Raw genomic sequence first — 17,988 nt, 5'->3', positions numbered from 1 at the left:
CTATGACCGATGTGACCGGATTGCCGCTTCCAGTCGAGCTCGCCGCGCGGGCGCGAGACCTCCTCGCCGGGAGGGTCGAGCCGGTCCCGACCCGCGACGCCGCCACAGTGGTGATTCTGCGCGGGAGCACAACACCTGAGGTCTATCTGCTGCGGCGCAAGGCCACGATGGCCTTCGCGGCGGGCGCGTACGTCTTCCCCGGCGGCTCGGTGGACGCCCGCGACACCGACCAGGCCGTGGCCTGGGCCGGCCCGTCGCCGGCCGAGTGGGGCACGGTCTTCAACGCGAGCGAGCAGGTCGCGCGCGGGCTGGTGTGCGCGGCCGTACGCGAGACGTTCGAGGAGTCCGGCGTGCTGCTGGCCGGTCCCGGGCCCGAGTCCGTGGTCGCCGACACGACGGGCGACGACTGGGAGTCCGACCGGCTGGCGCTGATCGACAGGAGCCTGGGCTTCGCCGACTTCCTCGCCAGGCGCGGCCTGGTGCTCCGGTCCGACCTGCTCAAGCCGTGGGCCCACTGGATCACGCCGGAGATCGAGCACAGGCGCTTCGACACGCGGTTCTTCGTCGCCGTGCTCCCCGAGGGCCAGCGCACCCGTGACGTCGGCGGTGAGGCCGACCAGGTGGCCTGGAAGCGCCCCGCGGAGGCGATCGAGCTGGCGCACCAGGGGGAGATCTTCCTGATGCCGCCGACCTATCACACGCTGAGCGAGCTGGCGGCCCACGACAGCGTGGCGGGGATCCTGGCCGAGCACAGGGAGATCGTGCCGATCATGCCGAGGGCCGTGGAGATCCAGGGCGAGATGCGGCTGGTGACCCGGTGAGCGGGCTGCACATCCCGATCGGGACGCCCGACGGCTCCCGTACCGAGCACGCCGAGAACCTGCTCGCGCCCAACCCGTCCGCCATGACGCTCGACGGCACCAACACCTGGGTCATCGGCGGGGACGAGGTCGTGGTCGTCGACCCCGGGCCGGAGGACGAGTCGCATCTGCTCCGCGTACGCGATCACCTCGGGGAGCGGCGCGTCACCGAGATCCTGCTCACCCACGGGCACTTCGACCACAGCGGCGGTGCCAGGCGCTTCGCCGAGATGGTGCGCGCGCCCGTCCGCGCGCTCGATCCGCGGCACCGGCTGGGCGACGAAGGGCTGGCCGACGGCGACGTGGTGACCGTGGCGGGCCTGGAGATCCACGTGTACGGCACGCCGGGCCACTCGTTCGACTCGCTCTGCTTCTGGCTGCCGCAGGACCACGCGATGCTGACCGGCGACACCGTGCTCGGCAGGGGCACCACGATCATCGCCCGCGACGGCGGCCTGGCCGACTACCTGCGCAGCCTCGACCGGCTCAGGGCGGCCGCGGAGAGCCTGGAGGCGCGGGCGCTGCTGCCCGGCCACGGCCCCGTGCTGCCCGACCCGATCGCCGCGCTCGACGGATACATCGCGCACCGGCGGCAGCGCCTCGACCAGATCAGGGCGGCGCGCGCCCAGGGCGCGCGCACGCCGCGCGAGATCGTCAAGATCGTGTACGCCGACGTCGACCGCTCACTCTGGGCCGCCGCCGAGATGTCGGTCGTGGCCCAGCTCGACTACCTGGACCGGTTGTAGAGCCGGTCCATGTCGAGGATGACCACGGCCTTGGCCTCGATCCGCAGCCAGCCGCGCTGGGCGAAGTCGGCCAGCGCCTTGTTGACCGTCTCGCGCGAGGCGCCGACGAGCTGCGCCAGCTCCTCCTGCGTCAGGTCGTGGTGCACCCGCAGGCCGTCGTCCGTCTTGGTGCCGAACCGCTCGGCCAGGTCGAGCAGCTGCTTGGCCACGCGCCCGGGCACGTCGGTGAAGACCAGGTCGGCCAGCACGTCGTTGGTGCGGCGCAGCCGCTGGGCGAGCGCGCGCAGCAGGTGGAGCGCCACCTCGGGGCGGCCGGTCAGCCAGGGGCGCAGGTCGTCGTGGCCGAGCCCGGCCAGCCGCACGTCGGTCAGCGCCGTCGCCGAGGCCGTACGCGGCCGCGGGTCGAACAGCGACAGCTCGCCGAACATCTCGCTCGGCCCGAGCACGCTCAGCAGGTTTTCCCGTCCGTCGGGCGAGGTGCGGGACAGCTTGATCTTGCCTTCGAGCACGACGTAGAGCCGGTCGCCGGTCTCGTTCTCGTGGAAGAGCGTCTGTCCCTTGGAGAGCTGGACCTCCGTGATGCTCGTACGCAGCGCCGCGGCGCTCTCGCGGTCCAGCGCGGCGAACAGGGGGGCCTTGCCCAGCACATCTTCGGTGTTCACTCTGCCTCCTCTGCTGCCATTGTGACTCACCCCACTCTGCGTGGCACACACAGGTTATGGGAATGCTGGAGTGTTCTGCGCTTTTCGGATGAGTCGTATCCAGGGGAAAGGTACCGGATGCCCTGATTTCAGGGGCTATCGACCCTCCCTGTGCGGCAGAAGGGGCTCAGGAGGCGAGCAGACCGTCCACGGAGGCCACCGCGGCCGCCACCGACTGGCCGAGCAGCACGCGGAGCACGTCGGCCGCGCGTGGGCGGGAAGTGGGGTCCGCTTGGCGGCACTGCCGTACCGCCAGGTGCAGCGCGGGAGGCAGCACGGCGAGGTTGCCGTCCGTGCGGCCCGTCGCCGCGAAGACCACCAGGTCGGCCCAGGCCAGCACGTCGTCGGCCGCCGAGCCCGGCGTGACGCCGGGCTGCCAGCCGATCAGCACCTGGCCGTGGGCGCCGAGCGCGACGCTCTCGTGGCTGAGCCGGAGCCCCACGTTGCCGCGGGCGTGCAGCTTGGCCACCGCGGAGGCGCAGGTCAGGGCCAGGCGATGCAGCGCCTGCCCCCGCAAAGGCCCCGATGTACGCACGAAGTCCGACAGCACCGCACCCTGACCGCTCATGGCCACCGCCTCCTGTGTCGCCCCCTTGTACGCGAGCAAGGCGGTCCTGGGTTCAACACTTCGCGGAAGCTTCTAGTCTTGCGGCATGGCCACGAACGCGGCGGGGCGCAAGCCGGAGACCCGGCTCGCATTGGTACGGCGGGCCCGCAAGATGAACCGCATCCTCGCGGACACCTATCCAGAGGCCCACTGCGAGCTCGACTTCGGCAACCCGTTAGAACTTCTGGTCGCGACCATCCTCTCCGCCCAGTGCACGGACAAGCGGGTCAACATGGTCACCCCCGTCCTCTTCGCGAAATATCCGACAGTGGAGGACTATGCCGCCGCCGACCGGTCCGAGATGGAAGAGATCATCCGCTCGACCGGCTTCTTCCGCGCGAAGACCAACAGCATCATCGGCATGGCGCAGGCGGTGTGCGACAAGTACGGCGGCGAGGTGCCCGGCAAGCTGAAGGACCTGGTCACCCTGCCCGGCGTGGGCCGCAAGACCGCCAACGTGGTGCTGGGCAACGCGTTCGACGTGCCGGGGCTGACCGTCGACACCCACTTCCAGCGGCTGGTACGGCGTTTCGGCTGGACGGAGGAGACCGACCCCGTCAAGATCGAGCACGTCGTGGGGGAGCTGCTGCCCAAACGCGAGTGGACCATCTTCTCCCACCGGGTGATCTGGCACGGCCGCCGCATCTGTCACGCACGGCGGCCCGCGTGCGGCGTGTGCCCGCTGGCCGCGCTCTGCCCGTCGTACGGCACCGGCCCCACGGCGGCCGCCGAGGCCGAGAAGCTCGTCAGGTCCGGCCCCTTCTCGTGATCGCGGGAAGTCCCCGGTGTCCCGGCGTGTTGGAGGATGCGTGACCCAAGTGCCCGACTGGCTCGACACACTGGCGGCGCAGGCTCAGCGCTTCGACGTACCGCGATGGTGGACGCCTCCCAACGGCAGCGGGCGGGCCGCCGCGGTGCTGATGCTGTTCGGTGAGGGGCCGCTCGGCCCCGACGTCCTGCTCATCCAGCGCAGCACGCACGGGCGCAGGCACGCGGGCCAGCCGGCCTTCCCCGGCGGCGGCGTCGACCCCGACGACGGAGGGCCCGTCGCGGCGGCGCTGCGCGAGGCCGAGGAGGAGACCGGGGTCGATCCCGCGGGCGTCCACGTGCTGTGCACGATGCCCGAGCTGTACCTCGGCCACAGCGACAACCGGGTCACGCCCGTGATCGCCTGGTGGCGCGAGCCGTCGGCCGTGCACGCGGCCTCGCCGCGCGAGGTGGAGTCCGTGGAGCGGGTGCCGATCGCCGAGCTGGTCGATCCCGCCAACCGGGTCACGCTGCGGCATCCGAGAGGGACGGCGGGGCCCGCGTTCCGGGTGCGGGGGATGCTGGTGTGGGGGTTCACCGCGATGGTGCTCGACACCGTGCTGCGCGAGGGCGGGCTGGAGCGTCCGTGGGACCCCGCGCAGGTGGAGGACCTCCCGCAGGAAGTGATCGACCTGGCATCGAGGGGTTAGCGGGGCGATCGCAGGGCCACGCCCAGGGAGGCCCAGTCCGCCACGTCCTTGTCGCTGTCGGCCGCCAGCGCGCGCAGCATCTCCAGGCCGGCCCGGTCAGGGGGGTCGCCCAGCACGTGCTGCAGCGCGTACGCGGCGCCGTAGCGCACCCGCGCGTCCTCGTGGCCGGCCAGCTCGATCACCGACGGCAGCGACCGCGGATCGGCCAGGTGCCCGAACGCGATCAGCACCGAGTAGAGCACCACGGCGTCGTCCTCGCTGGCCGCCAGATAGCGCAGCACCGGCAGCGTACGGTCCACGAACGGCCGCAGCATCCCCATGATGTCCACGCCGAGCAGCCGCTCCGCCACGGTGTTCGCGGCGCACAGCCGGCGCGCCTCGATGAAGGACTCCAGATCACTTCGCTGGCGCAGCACGGAGATCACGTGCCAGCGCAGGGGGCCGTCGGGGTCGGTGTCGCACAGAGCAGCCTCGATGAGATCGCGCACTGTTCCCTCGGCCGACGGCATACCGCTCAAGGTAGCCACGCGGTGACGCCGTCCTGGCGGAAGACGTGCACACTTGACCGTATCCCTGGTTACCTTTGAAACGTGCGCGGTGATCTGCTTGACCTCATCTTGATCGGCCTCGTGATCGCCTTCGGCGTCTCGGGTTACCGGCAGGGCTTCATCATCGGGGCGATGAGCTTCGTGGGGTTCGTCGGCGGGGCCGTGCTCGGCGTCTTCATCGCGCCACCGATCTCCAAGGCCCTGGTCAGCGGTGACACGCCGCAGGCGCTGCTGGCGATCGTGATCGTCTTCCTGGCCGCGACCATCGGCCAGTTCGCGTCCTCGACGCTCGGCGCCGTCGTACGCAGCCACGTCACGTGGGAGCCGGCCAAGGTGGCCGACGCGGTCGGCGGCACGTTCTCCAGCGCGCTGTCCGTGCTGGTCATCGCCTGGCTGATCGGCTCGCTGATCGTCTCCACGGCCTTCAGCCCCCTCGTCGACCAGGTGAAGAACTCCGCGCTGCTGACCACCGTCGACGACGTGATCCCGCAGGCCGCGCGCAACTGGCAGCAGCCGTTCAAGAAGTTCATCGACCGGTCGGAGTTCCCGCCCGTCTTCGACGCCATCGGCGCGGGCACGATCGTCGACGTGCCGCCGCCCGACCAGAGCGTGCTGCAGGGCGCCAAGCTGAGCCGCGCCCGGCGGGCCATCGTCAAGGTGCAGGGCAACGCGGAGAGCTGCAACAAGCACATCGAGGGCACCGGCTTCGTCTACGCCCCCGGCCGCATCATGACCAACGCCCACGTGGTCGCCGGCGTGACCCGTGACCTGCAGGTCATCGACTCCAACAACACGCCGCACGCGGCCACCGTCGTGCGCTACAACCCGCGCCGCGACATCGCCGTCCTCTACGTGCCCGGCCTCGACCTGCCGCAGCTCTCCTTCGACGGCGAGGGCTCGCGCGGCGACAGCGCCATCATCGCCGGGTTCCCCAAGAGCAAGGGGTTCACCGCGGAGCCGGCCAGGATCGGCGGCCAGCTCGACGCCGAGGGGCCCGACATCTACCGCGACGCCACGGTCAGGCGCAAGGTCTACGCGATCCGCGGCAAGGTGCTGCCCGGCAACTCCGGCGGCCCGCTGCTCACGGTGGACGGCCGGGTCTACGGCGTGATCTTCGCCGCCGCGATCAACGAAGAGGAGACCGGCTACGTCCTGACGGCCGAGGAGGTCGCCCCCGACGCGGCCCAGGGCCGCAACGACACCACCCCGGCCAGCACCCAGAACTGCGACTGACGCCCGGCTCTCAGTCGGGCAGCTTGTCCAGGATCGCGGCGACGGCCTCGTCGGGGTCGCTGTCCTGGCCGAACCCCGAGGCCGCCTTGCCGACCGCGTCGTACGCGCCGCCGTACCCCTGGACCCTGGCGGCGCCACGGCTGAAGAGGGTCAGCGCACCGCGCCCGTTGCCGCGCTGCAGGTGCGTCAGCCCGACGCAGATCTGCGCGAGGCCCTGCCACAGCTCGCGCTCGTCCTCCGGCGCGCATTTCCAGCGGCCCTCGAACACCTCGTGCGCGTTGAACGGCAGTCCCTCGCCGAGGAAGCCGCGGGCGTCGGCCAGGGCCTGCTCGGAGGTGGGGGCGTAGTCGTCGGGGACCCGGGGGACGCCGGGTTCGCCGTAGGGGAGCGGCCTGCCGTACGCGTCGCGCGGCCTGGCGTTACGGGGCCTGCCCTCGGGATCGCGGTCTCTCATCGTTCGGGCTCCGGATCGGCCAGCCAGCCGAGCAACTCGGTGTCGAACACGTCGGGGATCTCCTCATGGGGGAAGTGGCCGGCTCCTTCGAGCAGCCGCCACCGGTACGGGGCCGCCACGTAGCGGCCCGAACCCTGCGCCGTACGCGGCAGGGCGCGCGGGTCGAGTGCCCCGTGCAGGTGGAGCGTGGGGGCCTCGACCTCGGTGCGCATGGCCCTGGCGTAGCGGCGGCCGTCGGGACGCAGCTGGGAGCGGCCGAACCAGCGGTGGTACTCCAGCGCGCAGTGTGCCACGGCGGGGATGCGGAACGCCTCGCGGTATGTGCGCGCGGTCTCGGGATCGGGCCAGCCGGGCCGCGACCAGTCGTCGAGCAGCCTGCCCACCAGGGCCGCGTCGCGGCGCCTGAGCCGGTGCTCGGGCAGCAGCGGCAGCTGGTGGCCCAGCGACTGCCGGCTGGCCCTGAGCTGGCCGAACGGATCGGTCAGCAGCGCCTTGCGCTGGCGCAGGGGATGGGGCGCGGACACGGCGATCAGCCGGTGCACGCACTTGGGGTCGAGCACGGCCATCGTCCAGGCCAGCAGCCCGCCCCAGTCGTGCCCCACCACGATCGCCCCGGTCTCGCCCAGCGCCCTGATCAGGCCGGTCGCGTCGGCGGCCAGCGTGGGCAGGTCGTAGCCGCGCGGCGGCTTGTCGCTGCCGCCGTAGCCGCGCAGATCGGCCGCGACCGCCCGGTAACCCGCCTTGGGGAGCGAGACGAGCTGGTTGCGCCACGTCCACCAGAACTGCGGGAACCCGTGCAGCAGCAGCACCAGCGGCCCTTCGCCCGCCTCGACCACGTGGAAGCGGGTGCCGCCCGCGTGGACCGCGCGGTGCGTCCAGGGTCCCTCGATCTGTACGACCGACTCGTCAGGTGCCATCACGTGTCACCGGCTCACGATCGGGACGCACCGCCGGAAGCGTCTCGTCCTCGGGCGTGGCGATCTCTTTGAGCCCCTTGATCGACCTGGCGGTGCGCTTCATCCCGGCCAGTCCCTTGAGCCGCCTGACTCCGACGAACACCAGCAGACCCGCCACCAGCAGGTAGAACACGGTCACGATGAGGAAGGACAGCCAGTAGGGCAGCCACTGCGCCAGCACGAACGCGATCGTGAACGAGGCGAGGATCAGGCACAGGTGCGCCATGAAGGCGGCGGCGGCGAACAGGCCGCCCGCCGTGCCGACCCGCTTGGCGTCGAACCTGAACTCGGCCTTGGCCAGCTCGATCTCCGAGCGGACCAGGTCCGAGATCTGACTGCTCGCCTGGGCGACCAGCGAGCCCAGGGATTCTTCCTCGGGAGTCTGCGGCATGAACGTCTCCTATCGAGGCCTGGCGGCCGTGTCAAACATCATCCAGCGCGATGCGACGCTCTCGTACCGTGTGCAGCGGCACCGCCGCCAGGAGCTCTTCCGACAGTTTCGCCAGGCCGAGCCGCGCTGACAGCCAGGCGCCCCGAACACGCCGAAACTTGTCGAGCGCGAGTCCCGCTATCCCAGAACTACCCGATCGAACAAGATAGCGCCCGCGTCGGGTACGCCGGGCTTCGCCCCAGGGTCTCAGGAGCCAGGCGTATGTCCCTCTTTATTGGGACATACGCCTGGAATGTGGAATCAGTCCTCGGACTTGGCGGACGGGAGCTTCTCCGAGATCAGGTTCATCACCGTGCTGTCGGCCAGGGTGGTGACGTCGCCGATGCTGCGGTTCTCCGCCACGTCGCGCAGGAGGCGGCGCATGATCTTGCCGGAGCGGGTCTTGGGCAGCTCGGGCACGACCAGGATCTGGCGCGGCTTGGCGATCGGGCCCAGGGTCTTGGCCACGTGGTTGCGCAGGTCGGAGGCGATGTCGTCGCTCTCCTCCGCCGAGCCGCGCAGGATCACGAACGACACGATCGCCTGGCCGGTCACCGGGTCGGTCGCGCCGACCACGGCCGCCTCGGCCACCTTCGGGTGGCTGACCAGCGCGCTCTCCACCTCCGTGGTGGAGATGTTGTGGCCGGAGACGAGCATGACGTCGTCCACGCGGCCGAGCAGCCACAGGTCGCCGTCGCCGTCCTTCTTGGCGCCGTCGCCGGGGAAGTACATCCCCTCGAACCTGCTCCAGTACGTGTCGATGTAGCGCTGGTCGTCGCCCCAGATCGTGCGGAGCATCGACGGCCACGGCTCGCGTACGACGAGGAAGCCGCCGCCCCCGTCGGGGACGCTGTTGCCCTGGTCGTCCACCACGTCGGCGGCGATGCCGGGCAGCGGGCGCATCGCGGCGCCCGGCTTGCCCGCGGTGACGCCGGGCAGCGGGCTGATCATGATGGCGCCGGTCTCCGTCTGCCACCAGGTGTCGACCACGGGGCAGCGCTCACCGCCGATGTGCTCGCGGTACCAGACGTACGCCTCGGGGTTGATCGGCTCGCCGACGGAGCCCAGGATGCGCAGGCTGGACATGTCGAACTTCGCGGGGATGTCGTCGCCCCACTTCATGAACGTCCGGATCGCCGTGGGCGCCGTGTAGAGGATCGTGATCTTGTACTTCTGCACGATCTCCCAGAACCGGCCGCGGTGCGGGGTGTCGGGGGTGCCCTCGTAGATGACGCTGGTGGCGCCGTTGGCGAGGGGGCCGTACACGATGTAGGAGTGGCCGGTCACCCAGCCGATGTCGGCCGTGCACCAGTAGATGTCGGTCTCGGGCTTGAGGTCGAAGACCGCGTGGTGCGTCCAGGCGGTCTGGGTGAGGTAGCCGCCGGTGGTGTGCAGGATGCCCTTGGGCCTGCCGGTGGTGCCGCTGGTGTAGAGGATGTACAGCGGGTCCTCGGCGTCGTGGGGCTCGGCGGTGTGCTGGTCGCTCTGCCGGTCGACCAGGTCGTGCCACCAGACGTCCTTCTCGCCGAAGGCGACGTCCTGGCCGGTACGGCGTACGACGAGGACGTTCTCGACCTGCGGGCACTCGGCGACGGCCTCGTCCACCGTGGGCTTGAGCGCCGACGGGTTGCCCCTGCGGTAGCCGCCGTCGGCGGTGATGACGAGCTTGGCGTCGGCGTCGTCGATCCGGCTCTTCAGCGCCGTGGCCGAGAAACCGCCGAACACCACCGAGTGGATCGCCCCGATGCGGGCGCAGGCCAGCATCGCGATCGGCAGCTCGGGGATCATCGGCATGTAGACGGCCACCCGGTCGCCCTTGCCGACGCCGAGCTCCTGAAGGGCGTTGGCGGCCTTGCTGACCTCGCGCTGGAGGTCGCTGTAGGTGAGGGTACGGGTGTCGCCCTCGGGCTCGCCCTCCCAGTAGTAGGCGACCTTGTCGCCGCGGCCCTCCTCGACGTGGCGGTCGACGCAGTTGTAGGCGACGTTGAGCTCGCCGCCGACGAACCACTTGGCGAAGGGGGCGTTCCACTCGAGGGTCGTCTCCCACCGTTTGGCCCACGCCAGCCTCTCGGCTGCACGCTCCCAGAAGGCGAGACGGTCGGCGGCGGCCTCGTCATATGCGGCGGCGGTCACGTTCGCGGCCGCCGCCAGGTCGGCCGGCGGTGCGAACCGGCGATTCTCCTGTAGCAGGTTGGACAGCGCCTGGGTCTCGTTGCCAGGGGTCTCCGGGGCCACCTCGTGCTCCTTCTATGGCCAGATTGGATAGGTCGTGTCCCACTTCACCAGCTCACGGCCTCCACACACAAGAGGTCTAGACAGGTCTGTACCGAGGGGCGTCGCTTATCAGGTCGCATGACAACCGCTATTGAAACGTTGTCATCCTGAAATCATGTGGGGACCCATAAAGGGTTAGGCATATTCGGCCGCCGGGATTTCTCAACCCACCGTCACCTTTGGGCGCGCGCCGCCTCCGCCCGGGGCGCCGGTACGGTCGTCACCCGGTGGAGCGGGAACGGTCGTACCCGCGGGTAAGGTCGGTTTCCGTGAGTGACCCACTGGCTGTCATCGCGGAGTTCCCCGGCGTCCCCGAGGCGGTCGACTCCGCCAGGCAGGCCGTCGACCGGCTGTACCGCCACCGAGTCCTGCGCCGGGCCAGCCCGGCCGTCTCCACGGAGTCGTCGCTGCGCGGCGCCCGGGCCTCGGCCGCCCTGGAAGGTATGGACGTGTCCCTCGACGCCCTGCGCAGAGACGAGGTCCACGACCCGCTGGTCCAGGGAGCCCTGCGAACGTCGGCGGAGCTGGGCCGCCTGGGCTCGACGTGGAGGGCGGCGCCGAGGCAGGTGCTCGCCCGCCTGCACACGGTGGCGGCCGCCGGCCTGGCGCCGCAGCCCGCCCTGGGCCGTCCGCGGGCGGTGGACGAGGCGCCGGACCCGCTGGGGCTGGGGCCCGCCCCCGGCGCTTCGGAGACGGCGACGCGCATGGAGGGGCTGCTCGGGCTGCTCGAACGGCCCACGAAGGCGCCCGCGATCGTGCTGGCCGCCGTCCTACACGCCGAGCTGGCCGTACTGCGTCCCTTCGGTACGGCGGACGGGATCGTGGCGCGCGCGGCCGAGCGGCTGACCCTGGTCGAGTACGGCCTGGACCCGAAGTCCCTTGTGGCGGTGGAGGTGGGACACCTGGAGCAGAGCTCGTACACCGAGGGCTTGAGGGCGTACCTGAGCGGGACCCCGGAGGGCGTCGCGCAGTGGGTACAACAGTGTGCCTCCGCAGTAAGTCTCGGAGTGCGCGAGGCGACCGCCATCTGCGAGGCGATGCAACGAGGGTGAGGCCGCGGCGGCGGAAGCGCAGGTGGGAGCGTTTGGCCGGGCCGCCGACATAGCTGACGGCGTCTCAGTCAAGAGACGCCGTCTGCCGGCGCATCACACCGGGTTACCAAGCGTGCACCTCTATTCGTCGGAGCGGGTCAAGCCCGTCACGACGCGCCTCCCGCGGCTGGTCGCGCGTGGGTACCCGGCTGATGCGCCCGGACAAGTGGTCCGTGACACCTTTCTACGTCGGATCCGCCCTGATGGGAAGCCCTCGGACCAAGACCTTTACCCGGCCATGAGCGGGGTCCTGGCATACATCGCCATGACCACCCTCCGTGATCTGGTTACCAACCTGTGATGATTACGGAGAGTGACCACCTTTATGTGATCGTTATGCCAAAGACAAAAAACTTGGCGAAAATGCGAGATTGCTCCTCGACGAAACTCGAGTCCATCGGGCAGCATACGGGGGTATCGCCCGAAACTGGAGCGACCGTGCACGGGGTAGCTTTGCCAGTCCCTTGCCAGGCTCTGGTGAAGTGATGAAAGCTTTCTTCTGAAACGGGACCGGCTCTACCCCCCCGGAGCCGGACCGATCAGGCGACCCCCGCTCTCCCCCCCGGCGGGGGTCGCCCCTTTTCCACCCCAAGCTCCGCACACCGCGATCCACCACCGCGCCCTCCACAAGCCCCCTCACCCAATCACGCCCTCCCCGGGCACCCCACTACGGCGCCTTCCCCCGGATCGCCTTCTCACCACGCGCTCTGCGCTACGGCGCCTTCCCACGGCGGCGCTTCTCCCCGAGCGCTCTTCGCTACGGCGCCTTCCCAGGCGCCCTCCACCGAGCCCCCCGCCACCGCCCTCCTGCGGATGGCCTCTTACCGAGCGGCCCACACCCACCGCACCCTCCCGCGGGGCGTCTCCACCACCGCGCCCGCTCACCGCGCCCGCTCACCGAGCCCGCTCACCGAGCACCTCCCGCCAGCATGCCTCCACCGCAGCGGCACCCAACCACCGCACTTCGCGCGCCCTCCCATGCCGCACTCACGCCCCACCCCACGGCCGCGCCCGAGCATTCCTGCACCCGCGCCCCACGCCACCATTTGGGCCCCCGGCACCCGCAATCCGAGCCCACCGCACCCGCCTGAGCATGCCGGCATCCACCTTCCCCGCCGGAGCCTCCGGGATCCCGCACCCCACCCCCGACCCCAACACGCACACGCCCGAGCACGGCGGCCTTCACCACCTCCACGACGTCAGCAGCAACACATCCCCATTGCCCTCCAAGCCATGCCGCCGCTTATCCACAGGCCCCACCCAACCCCCACCCAACAATCCCCAGAACCCCGTTCACCCTCTCCCCACCCCACCCACCTCCAGCAACGTTGGCCTCCCGACACCACCCCGCCCCCCGAGAGGCCGACATGCACCGCCCCCTGGTCATCACCGAAGACCACGCCCTGCTCGACGACCTGGTCCGCATAGCCGCCGCAGCCGGCGCCCAACTCGACGTGGCCCACATCCCCGCCCACGCCCGCCCGTTCTGGAACCTGGCCCCGCTGATAGCAGTAGGCGCCGACCAAGCAGACGCCGTGGCCGCGAGCTCACCCCCCACCCGAGACCAGGTCCTCCTCGTGACCCGAGCCCCCGACGACCCGGACACATGGCGAAAATGCGTGGCCGTGGGCGCCCAGGCCGTCGTCACCCTTCCCAACGACGAGCGCCACCTGGTGGAGCGGCTGGCGGACGCCATGGAGCCCGACCCCCGCTCAGGATCCGTCATCTGCGTGATCGGCGGCCGAGGCGGAGCAGGCGCGAGCGTGCTGTCGGCGTGCCTGTCCCTGCGCGCCTCGGGCGACCACCTCCGTACCTTGCTGGTGGACGCCGACCCACTGGGCGGCGGCATAGACGCACTGCTGGGCCACGAGGAGGCCCCGGGCGCCCGCTGGGGAGACCTGGTCGCCAGGGAGGGCCGAATCAACTCCAGCGCACTTCAGGCCGCACTGCCGTCGTTCGGCGACCTGGCAGTTCTCTCCTTCCACAGAGGCGAGGTGGCGGCGATCCCAGCCCAAGCCATGCGCTCCGTCCTGGAGGCAGGCCAACGAGGCTTCGACCTGATAGTCGTCGACCTCCCCCGCCACCTCGACCCAGCCGCGATCGAGGCCCTCACCAGAGCGAAGACCACGCTGATGGTCGCCACGGCAGACGTACGCGGCATCCTCTCGGCCGTACAGGTGCTGGGCGAGACCCGCAAGCACACCTCGGACATCCGCGCGATCCTCCGTCCAGGTGTGGTGGACGACGAGATGGCCGCGGGCGCCCTGGGCATCCCGTCCGCCGGCACCCTGCCCGACCAGCCCAGACTCACCGCGACCCTCAACCGGGGCGAGCTGCCCAAGCTGGGCCCCCGCACCGTGATGGGCGCCCTGTGCACCACACTCCTACGAGACCTCCTCCCGACATGACCACCCCGAAATCACCCACCCCCGCAGGGGCCGTATCCCAGGAGCTGGTGGAAGCAGTCCGCGTACGCCTGGCCAGAGCTGGCGTCGAGCCCAGCGCCGCCCAGGTGGCAGTAGCCCTGCGGGCCGAGAAATCCGTGTACGGCGACGCGGAGATCCTCGCAGTGGCCAGGGCCCTCTGTGCCGACCTCATGGGTGCCGGCCCTCTGGAGCCGCTCCTGGCCCGGCCAGACGTAACAGACGTCCTGGTCAACGGCCCACGCGAGGTCTGGATAGACGACGGTAGCGGCCTGCGCCGTACCTCTGTGACCTTCACAGACGACGGGGCAGTCCGCCGACTGGCCCAGCGCCTCGCGTCCGTCGCGGGCAGACGACTCGACGACGCCTCCCCGTACGTGGACGCCAGGCTCGCCGGCGGCGTCCGCCTCCACGCCGTGCTTCCACCCGTGGCGTCCGGCGGCACCTGCGTCTCGCTACGCCTACCGCCACGCCGTACGTTCACCCTGGACGACCTGGTGTCGGCGGGCACGATCACCCCATCCGCCATCCCGGTGTTGACCGCCATGGCGACCGCCAGGCTGGCCTTCCTGGTGACGGGCGGCACAGGCACCGGCAAGACGACACTCCTGTCAGCCCTGCTCTCGCTCGCCGACCCGGCAGAACGCCTGCTCCTGGTCGAGGACTCAGCCGAGCTCCGCCCCCTCCACCCCCACGTCGTCCGCCTGGAAACCCGCCCGGCGAACCTCGAGGGCGCGGGCGGCGTGAGCCTGCGCGACCTGGTACGCCAAGCGCTGCGCATGCGCCCGGACCGCTTGGTGGTAGGTGAGGTCAGAGGCAGCGAGGTGGTCGACCTGCTGGCCGCCCTCAACACCGGCCACGAAGGCGGCTGCGGCACCCTCCACGCCAACACCGCCGCCGACGTCCCCCCACGCCTCGAAGCACTGGGCTGCGCAGCAGGCCTGACCAGGGAAGCCGTACACAGCCAACTGGCCGCCGCGCTCGACGCGGTCATTCACCTGACCCGCGGCCGCCCGGACGGCCGACGCCGCATCGCCGAGATCTGCCTGCTCTCCAGAACGTCAGCCGGCTTCGTCGAGTCGATCCCGGCCCTGACCTTCGACGCAAAGGGCAACTCCCAACCCGGCCCCGCCTACGAAGCCCTCACCCGAAGAGCCCAGCCATGATTCCCCGCACGAAGGCCACGATATGACCGGCGCCCTCATAGCAACACTGTCCACAGCCTGCGCAGTCTGGCTGTGGACGGCCCCAGACACCCCCACCACCCGCCTGACCAGACTCGTCACAGGCAGGAACAACCCCCACTGGACCTCCCTGACCACCCGCCTAACCCGTCCCACCCCGGCCCGCCGCGCGCAGCTCTGGCGCCACGCATCAATCGAGCTATGCCAGTCCCTGTCGGCAGAGCTCTCGGCCGGCCGCACCCCCGGAGAGGCACTCACCAGGGCAATCGCCTCAGTGGACTTCCCCGCCGCAGAAACCCTGCGCCCGGTCGTCGCCGCGGCAAGAGACGGCGGCGACGTCTCCGCAGCCCTCACCTCATCGGCCCCACCCCAGGGCGGCGAGGGCCTCCGCCAACTGGCAGCCTGCTGGGAAGTAGGCGTCGCGGTAGGTGCGGGTCTGGCCGCACTGGTCGATCGAGTCGCGAGCACGTTACGCGCAGCCCAAGCCCACCGCCAGGACGTCGCCGCCCAACTCGCAGGCCCCCGCACCACAGCCCGCCTCCTGGCCGTACTCCCAGCCCTCGGCCTCCTCATGGCCGCAGCCCTCAACATGCACCCGCTCGACTTCCTCCTCGGCAGCCTCCCAGGCCTCATGTGCCTAGTAGCAGGCATCGCCCTCGACACCTGCGGCCTGTGGTGGACCAACCGCATGGCCACCCAAGCGCAAACCTAACCAACGCCCCAACCACAGACCCAGCCCAAGAGGGCGCCCTACATACACACGGGGCCCGAACACCTACCCACCCCCACGGAGCAGCCCATCCACACAGCGCCGCCAGCTACATACGACCGTCACCCGCATACCGCCGTCAGCTACATACGACCGCCACTTGCATACCGCCGTCAGCTAGACCGCCACCCGCATACCGCCGTTAGCTACATACGGCCGCCACCGCACAGCGCCACCAGCTACATACGCCACCGCATACCGCCGTCAGCTACATATGACCGCCACCGCACAGCGCCGCCAGCTACATAGCACCGCTACTCATACAGCACCGCCAGCTACATAGCACCGTCACCCGCACACGGCACTGTCCCCCAACAGAGCACCATCAGCTACATAGCACCGTCAGCCATATACAGCGCCGTCACCTATCGGGACAGGCGACACAGCACAGCACCATCGCCCATTCGGAACCGCAACTCACGCGGAGCCTGCCAACTCACGCGGAGCCCGCCACGGATAGCCCGTCGACCCACGGAGAGCGTCAGAGCCCGCCACTTACCAAGTGCACCACACCGAACCGATCGGACCCCGCCTGATGCTCGAATGTCTCTCAGCCTTGCTCGCCGGCCTCGCCACGTGGTTGTGGTTCTCCCCCCGAACCCCCACAGAACGCCTATCCCGACTACGCCCGCCACCCAATCCCCACCCTCAACAGCCACATCCAAACCAGCAAACGCAACCCCGCAGTGACGAGCCGCTCTGGCAAGATTCCCCCCAAACCCGCATCACCCGTAAGACGATCACCATCGCCGCCTGCACCGGCCTGTTCACCGCACTCCTCATCGGTGGCATCCCCGGAACCATCGCCGGCCTCCTGATCACCCCGGCCGCCGCAACCTTCCTCCACAAGAAACAACAACCCCAGCAGACCCACCACGACCGGCGCCAAATCGCAGCAGACCTCCCATTCGCCGCCGATTTGATGACCGCATGCCTGCTCGCCGGCCGCCCGGTGAGCGACGCCACGGACATCACTGCCAACGCGATCGGCGGCCCCCTCGGCCGGCGACTGAAATGGGTCAGTACCCAACTACGCCTGGGCGCCGATCCCGACCCCACCTGGGCCACCCTCGCCAAGGACCCAGCCACGGCCCAACTCTCCCGAGCCATGAGCCGAGCGGCTCAAAGCGGCGCACCGGTAGCGGACGTCCTGACCCGCCTGGCCGACGACGCCCGCGAAGCCGCCAGAGCCGATTCCGTCGCCTCAGCCAGAAGCGTCGGCGTAAAAGCAGTAGCCCCACTCGGCCTCTGCTTCCTCCCGGCATTCGTCCTGCTGGGAATCGTCCCCGTGATAGCCGGCCTGGCCTCCACGATCATCATCCCCTGAAGCAACGACACAGCTTCAACATTTCCAGAACTAGCTGATCACCAAGGGCCGAACCTCGCCTGCTTCGTCGTGGGCTTGTGTAGGAAATCAGCCCGCTGGCTGGCCACGTCGAGGCGAAACGTGGCGAGCTGTCTCATTGCCATGACCCGGTTGCTCGAGCCCAGCCTCTTCTTCGACACGGCCTTGCTCGCCCTCCGCAGGGCTGCCTGCAGCGGCTCTGGTGCGTCGATCTGTGACAGTGCCGTCGTCGTCCACGATCGTGGCGAACGTCTTCACGTCCGTACCAATCCCACATGCGGGTGCATTGTCGGGTACGGCGCGCTGTCCGTTGAGTCCGGTCCGGCGATCTCAATTTGGAACGACACTCATCAGCGGCCGGCCTGCTCATCGACCGTGGAGCCGATCACTCGGACGCACCCGTTCGCGATGCGGTTCGTGAGTCACACCATGCCCTCGAGCACGCGAACCTTGCCGACGCCGAGCAGTCGCACCCATCGGGCCTCTTCAGGCTGAGCACGGTTGGTGTCGTAGCGGTACCTCGAGCCGTGCTTCCGCTTGCACCAACTGGGGACGCCGACCTTGCGCCCTTTACGTCTGCCCGACCTGGACTGGAAGAAGTTGCTGAACCAGGCAGCCCGGATGCGGCACGCCTCTTTCGGCACCCTCGAGGGCAGGCCCTCCTCGGTGAACCACGGATAGCGTTCACGGTGCTCGGCACGCCATAGCCGCTCCAAGGTCAGGGCCGACCACGGGACCGGAGTACGGCCCGCCTCAGGCACGTACGCCGTGGGTCTTTCGGCTTCTCGCTGCGTGAGTGCGGCCTTGACCTCCTCCTGAGGTTCCCCCAGTTCTCCGGACACTTGACCTGAGGTCACCCTTGATCATCAGGAAGGATGTCCTTCATGCCCGCACCTCACCCTCCCGAGTT

19 protein-coding genes are annotated in these 17,988 nt (G+C 69.9%); 11 read left to right on the top strand and 8 right to left on the bottom strand.

Annotated features, from left to right (window positions below; translation table 11 throughout):
* The first annotated feature begins 2 nt into the window (after window positions 1-2).
* A complete protein-coding gene (locus tag ACIBI9_RS45245) occupies window positions 3-821 on the top strand; it encodes an NUDIX hydrolase (protein ID WP_397232257.1) in 819 nt (272 codons plus the stop codon).
* Entirely contained in the window at window positions 818-1,606 is a 789-nt protein-coding gene (locus ACIBI9_RS45240) for an MBL fold metallo-hydrolase (RefSeq protein WP_397232255.1), read from the top strand. The genes ACIBI9_RS45245 and ACIBI9_RS45240 overlap by 4 nt, the downstream gene beginning before the upstream one ends.
* On the opposite strand, the gene ACIBI9_RS45235 is transcribed toward ACIBI9_RS45240, so the two are convergent.
* Both ACIBI9_RS45235 and ACIBI9_RS45230 read right to left on the bottom strand, forming a co-directional pair.
* A complete protein-coding gene (locus ACIBI9_RS45235) occupies window positions 1,588-2,268 on the bottom strand; it encodes a Crp/Fnr family transcriptional regulator (protein WP_185069893.1) in 681 nt (226 codons plus the stop codon). The genes ACIBI9_RS45240 and ACIBI9_RS45235 overlap by 19 nt on opposite strands.
* Window positions 2,269-2,434: 166 nt before the next feature.
* Window positions 2,435-2,875 (bottom strand): hypothetical protein, encoded by a 441-nt coding sequence (locus tag ACIBI9_RS45230; protein ID WP_397232253.1) that lies wholly within the window; start codon window positions 2,873-2,875, stop codon window positions 2,435-2,437.
* 85 nt (window positions 2,876-2,960) lie between these two features.
* Here ACIBI9_RS45230 and nth point away from each other — a divergent pair, with 85 nt between their 5' ends.
* Together nth and ACIBI9_RS45220 are read left to right on the top strand one after the other, a co-directional pair.
* On the top strand, window positions 2,961-3,683 hold the full coding sequence (gene nth, locus ACIBI9_RS45225; protein WP_397232251.1) for an endonuclease III: 723 nt from the start codon (window positions 2,961-2,963) through the stop codon (window positions 3,681-3,683).
* Between the two features lie 40 nt (window positions 3,684-3,723).
* Window positions 3,724-4,371 carry an NUDIX hydrolase gene (locus tag ACIBI9_RS45220; protein ID WP_397232249.1) on the top strand — a complete coding sequence of 216 codons (648 nt, stop codon included), beginning with the start codon at window positions 3,724-3,726 and terminating at the stop codon, window positions 4,369-4,371.
* Here the strand turns inward: ACIBI9_RS45220 and ACIBI9_RS45215 are convergent.
* Window positions 4,368-4,880 (bottom strand): HEAT repeat domain-containing protein, encoded by a 513-nt coding sequence (locus ACIBI9_RS45215; protein WP_397232247.1) that lies wholly within the window; start codon window positions 4,878-4,880, stop codon window positions 4,368-4,370. The genes ACIBI9_RS45220 and ACIBI9_RS45215 overlap by 4 nt on opposite strands.
* Window positions 4,881-4,961: 81 nt before the next feature.
* On the opposite strand from ACIBI9_RS45215, the gene ACIBI9_RS45210 reads away from it, so the two are divergent.
* Complete coding sequence (locus tag ACIBI9_RS45210) at window positions 4,962-6,152, top strand: MarP family serine protease (RefSeq protein ID WP_397232245.1); 1,191 nt, start codon at window positions 4,962-4,964, stop codon at window positions 6,150-6,152.
* Between the two features lie 10 nt (window positions 6,153-6,162).
* Here ACIBI9_RS45210 and ACIBI9_RS45205 read toward each other — a convergent pair whose 3' ends face one another.
* From ACIBI9_RS45205 to ACIBI9_RS45195, 3 genes are read right to left on the bottom strand one after another with little or no spacing between them, the layout of a single operon-like run.
* Window positions 6,163-6,606 (bottom strand): DUF309 domain-containing protein, encoded by a 444-nt coding sequence (locus tag ACIBI9_RS45205; RefSeq protein ID WP_397232243.1) that lies wholly within the window; start codon window positions 6,604-6,606, stop codon window positions 6,163-6,165.
* On the bottom strand, window positions 6,603-7,523 hold the full coding sequence (locus tag ACIBI9_RS45200; protein WP_397232241.1) for an alpha/beta fold hydrolase: 921 nt from the start codon (window positions 7,521-7,523) through the stop codon (window positions 6,603-6,605). Before ACIBI9_RS45200 ends, ACIBI9_RS45205 begins: the two co-directional genes overlap by 4 nt.
* The gene (locus tag ACIBI9_RS45195; RefSeq protein WP_397232239.1) at window positions 7,513-7,953 is read right to left on the bottom strand and encodes a phage holin family protein; all 441 of its coding nucleotides are present in this window, start codon (window positions 7,951-7,953) and stop codon (window positions 7,513-7,515) included. Before ACIBI9_RS45195 ends, ACIBI9_RS45200 begins: the two co-directional genes overlap by 11 nt.
* On the opposite strand from ACIBI9_RS45195, the gene ACIBI9_RS45190 reads away from it, so the two are divergent.
* Window positions 7,952-8,083, top strand: coding sequence for a hypothetical protein (locus tag ACIBI9_RS45190; RefSeq protein ID WP_397232237.1), 132 nt, complete (start codon window positions 7,952-7,954; stop codon window positions 8,081-8,083). The genes ACIBI9_RS45195 and ACIBI9_RS45190 overlap by 2 nt on opposite strands.
* A 170-nt stretch (window positions 8,084-8,253) precedes the next feature.
* On the opposite strand, the gene acs is transcribed toward ACIBI9_RS45190, so the two are convergent.
* Window positions 8,254-10,227 carry an acetate--CoA ligase gene (gene acs, locus ACIBI9_RS45185; protein ID WP_397232235.1) on the bottom strand — a complete coding sequence of 658 codons (1,974 nt, stop codon included), beginning with the start codon at window positions 10,225-10,227 and terminating at the stop codon, window positions 8,254-8,256.
* A gap of 308 nt (window positions 10,228-10,535) precedes the next feature.
* On the opposite strand from acs, the gene ACIBI9_RS45180 reads away from it, so the two are divergent.
* From ACIBI9_RS45180 to ACIBI9_RS45160, 5 genes are all read left to right on the top strand, one after another.
* Complete coding sequence (locus tag ACIBI9_RS45180; protein ID WP_397232233.1) at window positions 10,536-11,318, top strand: oxidoreductase; 783 nt, start codon at window positions 10,536-10,538, stop codon at window positions 11,316-11,318.
* Window positions 11,319-12,724: 1,406 nt separating this feature from the next.
* Complete coding sequence (gene ssd / locus ACIBI9_RS45175; protein WP_397232231.1) at window positions 12,725-13,765, top strand: septum site-determining protein Ssd; 1,041 nt, start codon at window positions 12,725-12,727, stop codon at window positions 13,763-13,765.
* On the top strand, window positions 13,762-14,946 hold the full coding sequence (locus tag ACIBI9_RS45170; protein WP_397232229.1) for a TadA family conjugal transfer-associated ATPase: 1,185 nt from the start codon (window positions 13,762-13,764) through the stop codon (window positions 14,944-14,946). Before ssd ends, ACIBI9_RS45170 begins: the two co-directional genes overlap by 4 nt.
* Window positions 14,947-14,968: 22 nt before the next feature.
* The gene (locus ACIBI9_RS45165) at window positions 14,969-15,676 is read left to right on the top strand and encodes a type II secretion system F family protein (protein ID WP_397232227.1); all 708 of its coding nucleotides are present in this window, start codon (window positions 14,969-14,971) and stop codon (window positions 15,674-15,676) included.
* 559 nt (window positions 15,677-16,235) lie between these two features.
* Window positions 16,236-17,060: a type II secretion system F family protein gene (locus ACIBI9_RS45160; protein ID WP_397232225.1), complete on the top strand. Its 825-nt coding sequence runs from the start codon at window positions 16,236-16,238 to the stop codon at window positions 17,058-17,060.
* 440 nt (window positions 17,061-17,500) lie between these two features.
* Here the strand turns inward: ACIBI9_RS45160 and ACIBI9_RS45155 are convergent, their stop codons facing one another.
* Window positions 17,501-17,920, bottom strand: a complete 420-nt coding sequence (locus tag ACIBI9_RS45155; RefSeq protein ID WP_397232223.1) for a hypothetical protein — start codon at window positions 17,918-17,920, stop codon at window positions 17,501-17,503.
* Window positions 17,921-17,988: the final 68 nt, after the last annotated feature.

The organism is Nonomuraea sp. NPDC050451 (assembly GCF_044458585.1).
Note: the sequence above shows the minus strand (reverse complement) of the source record. Positions and strands in the feature narration are given on the sequence as shown.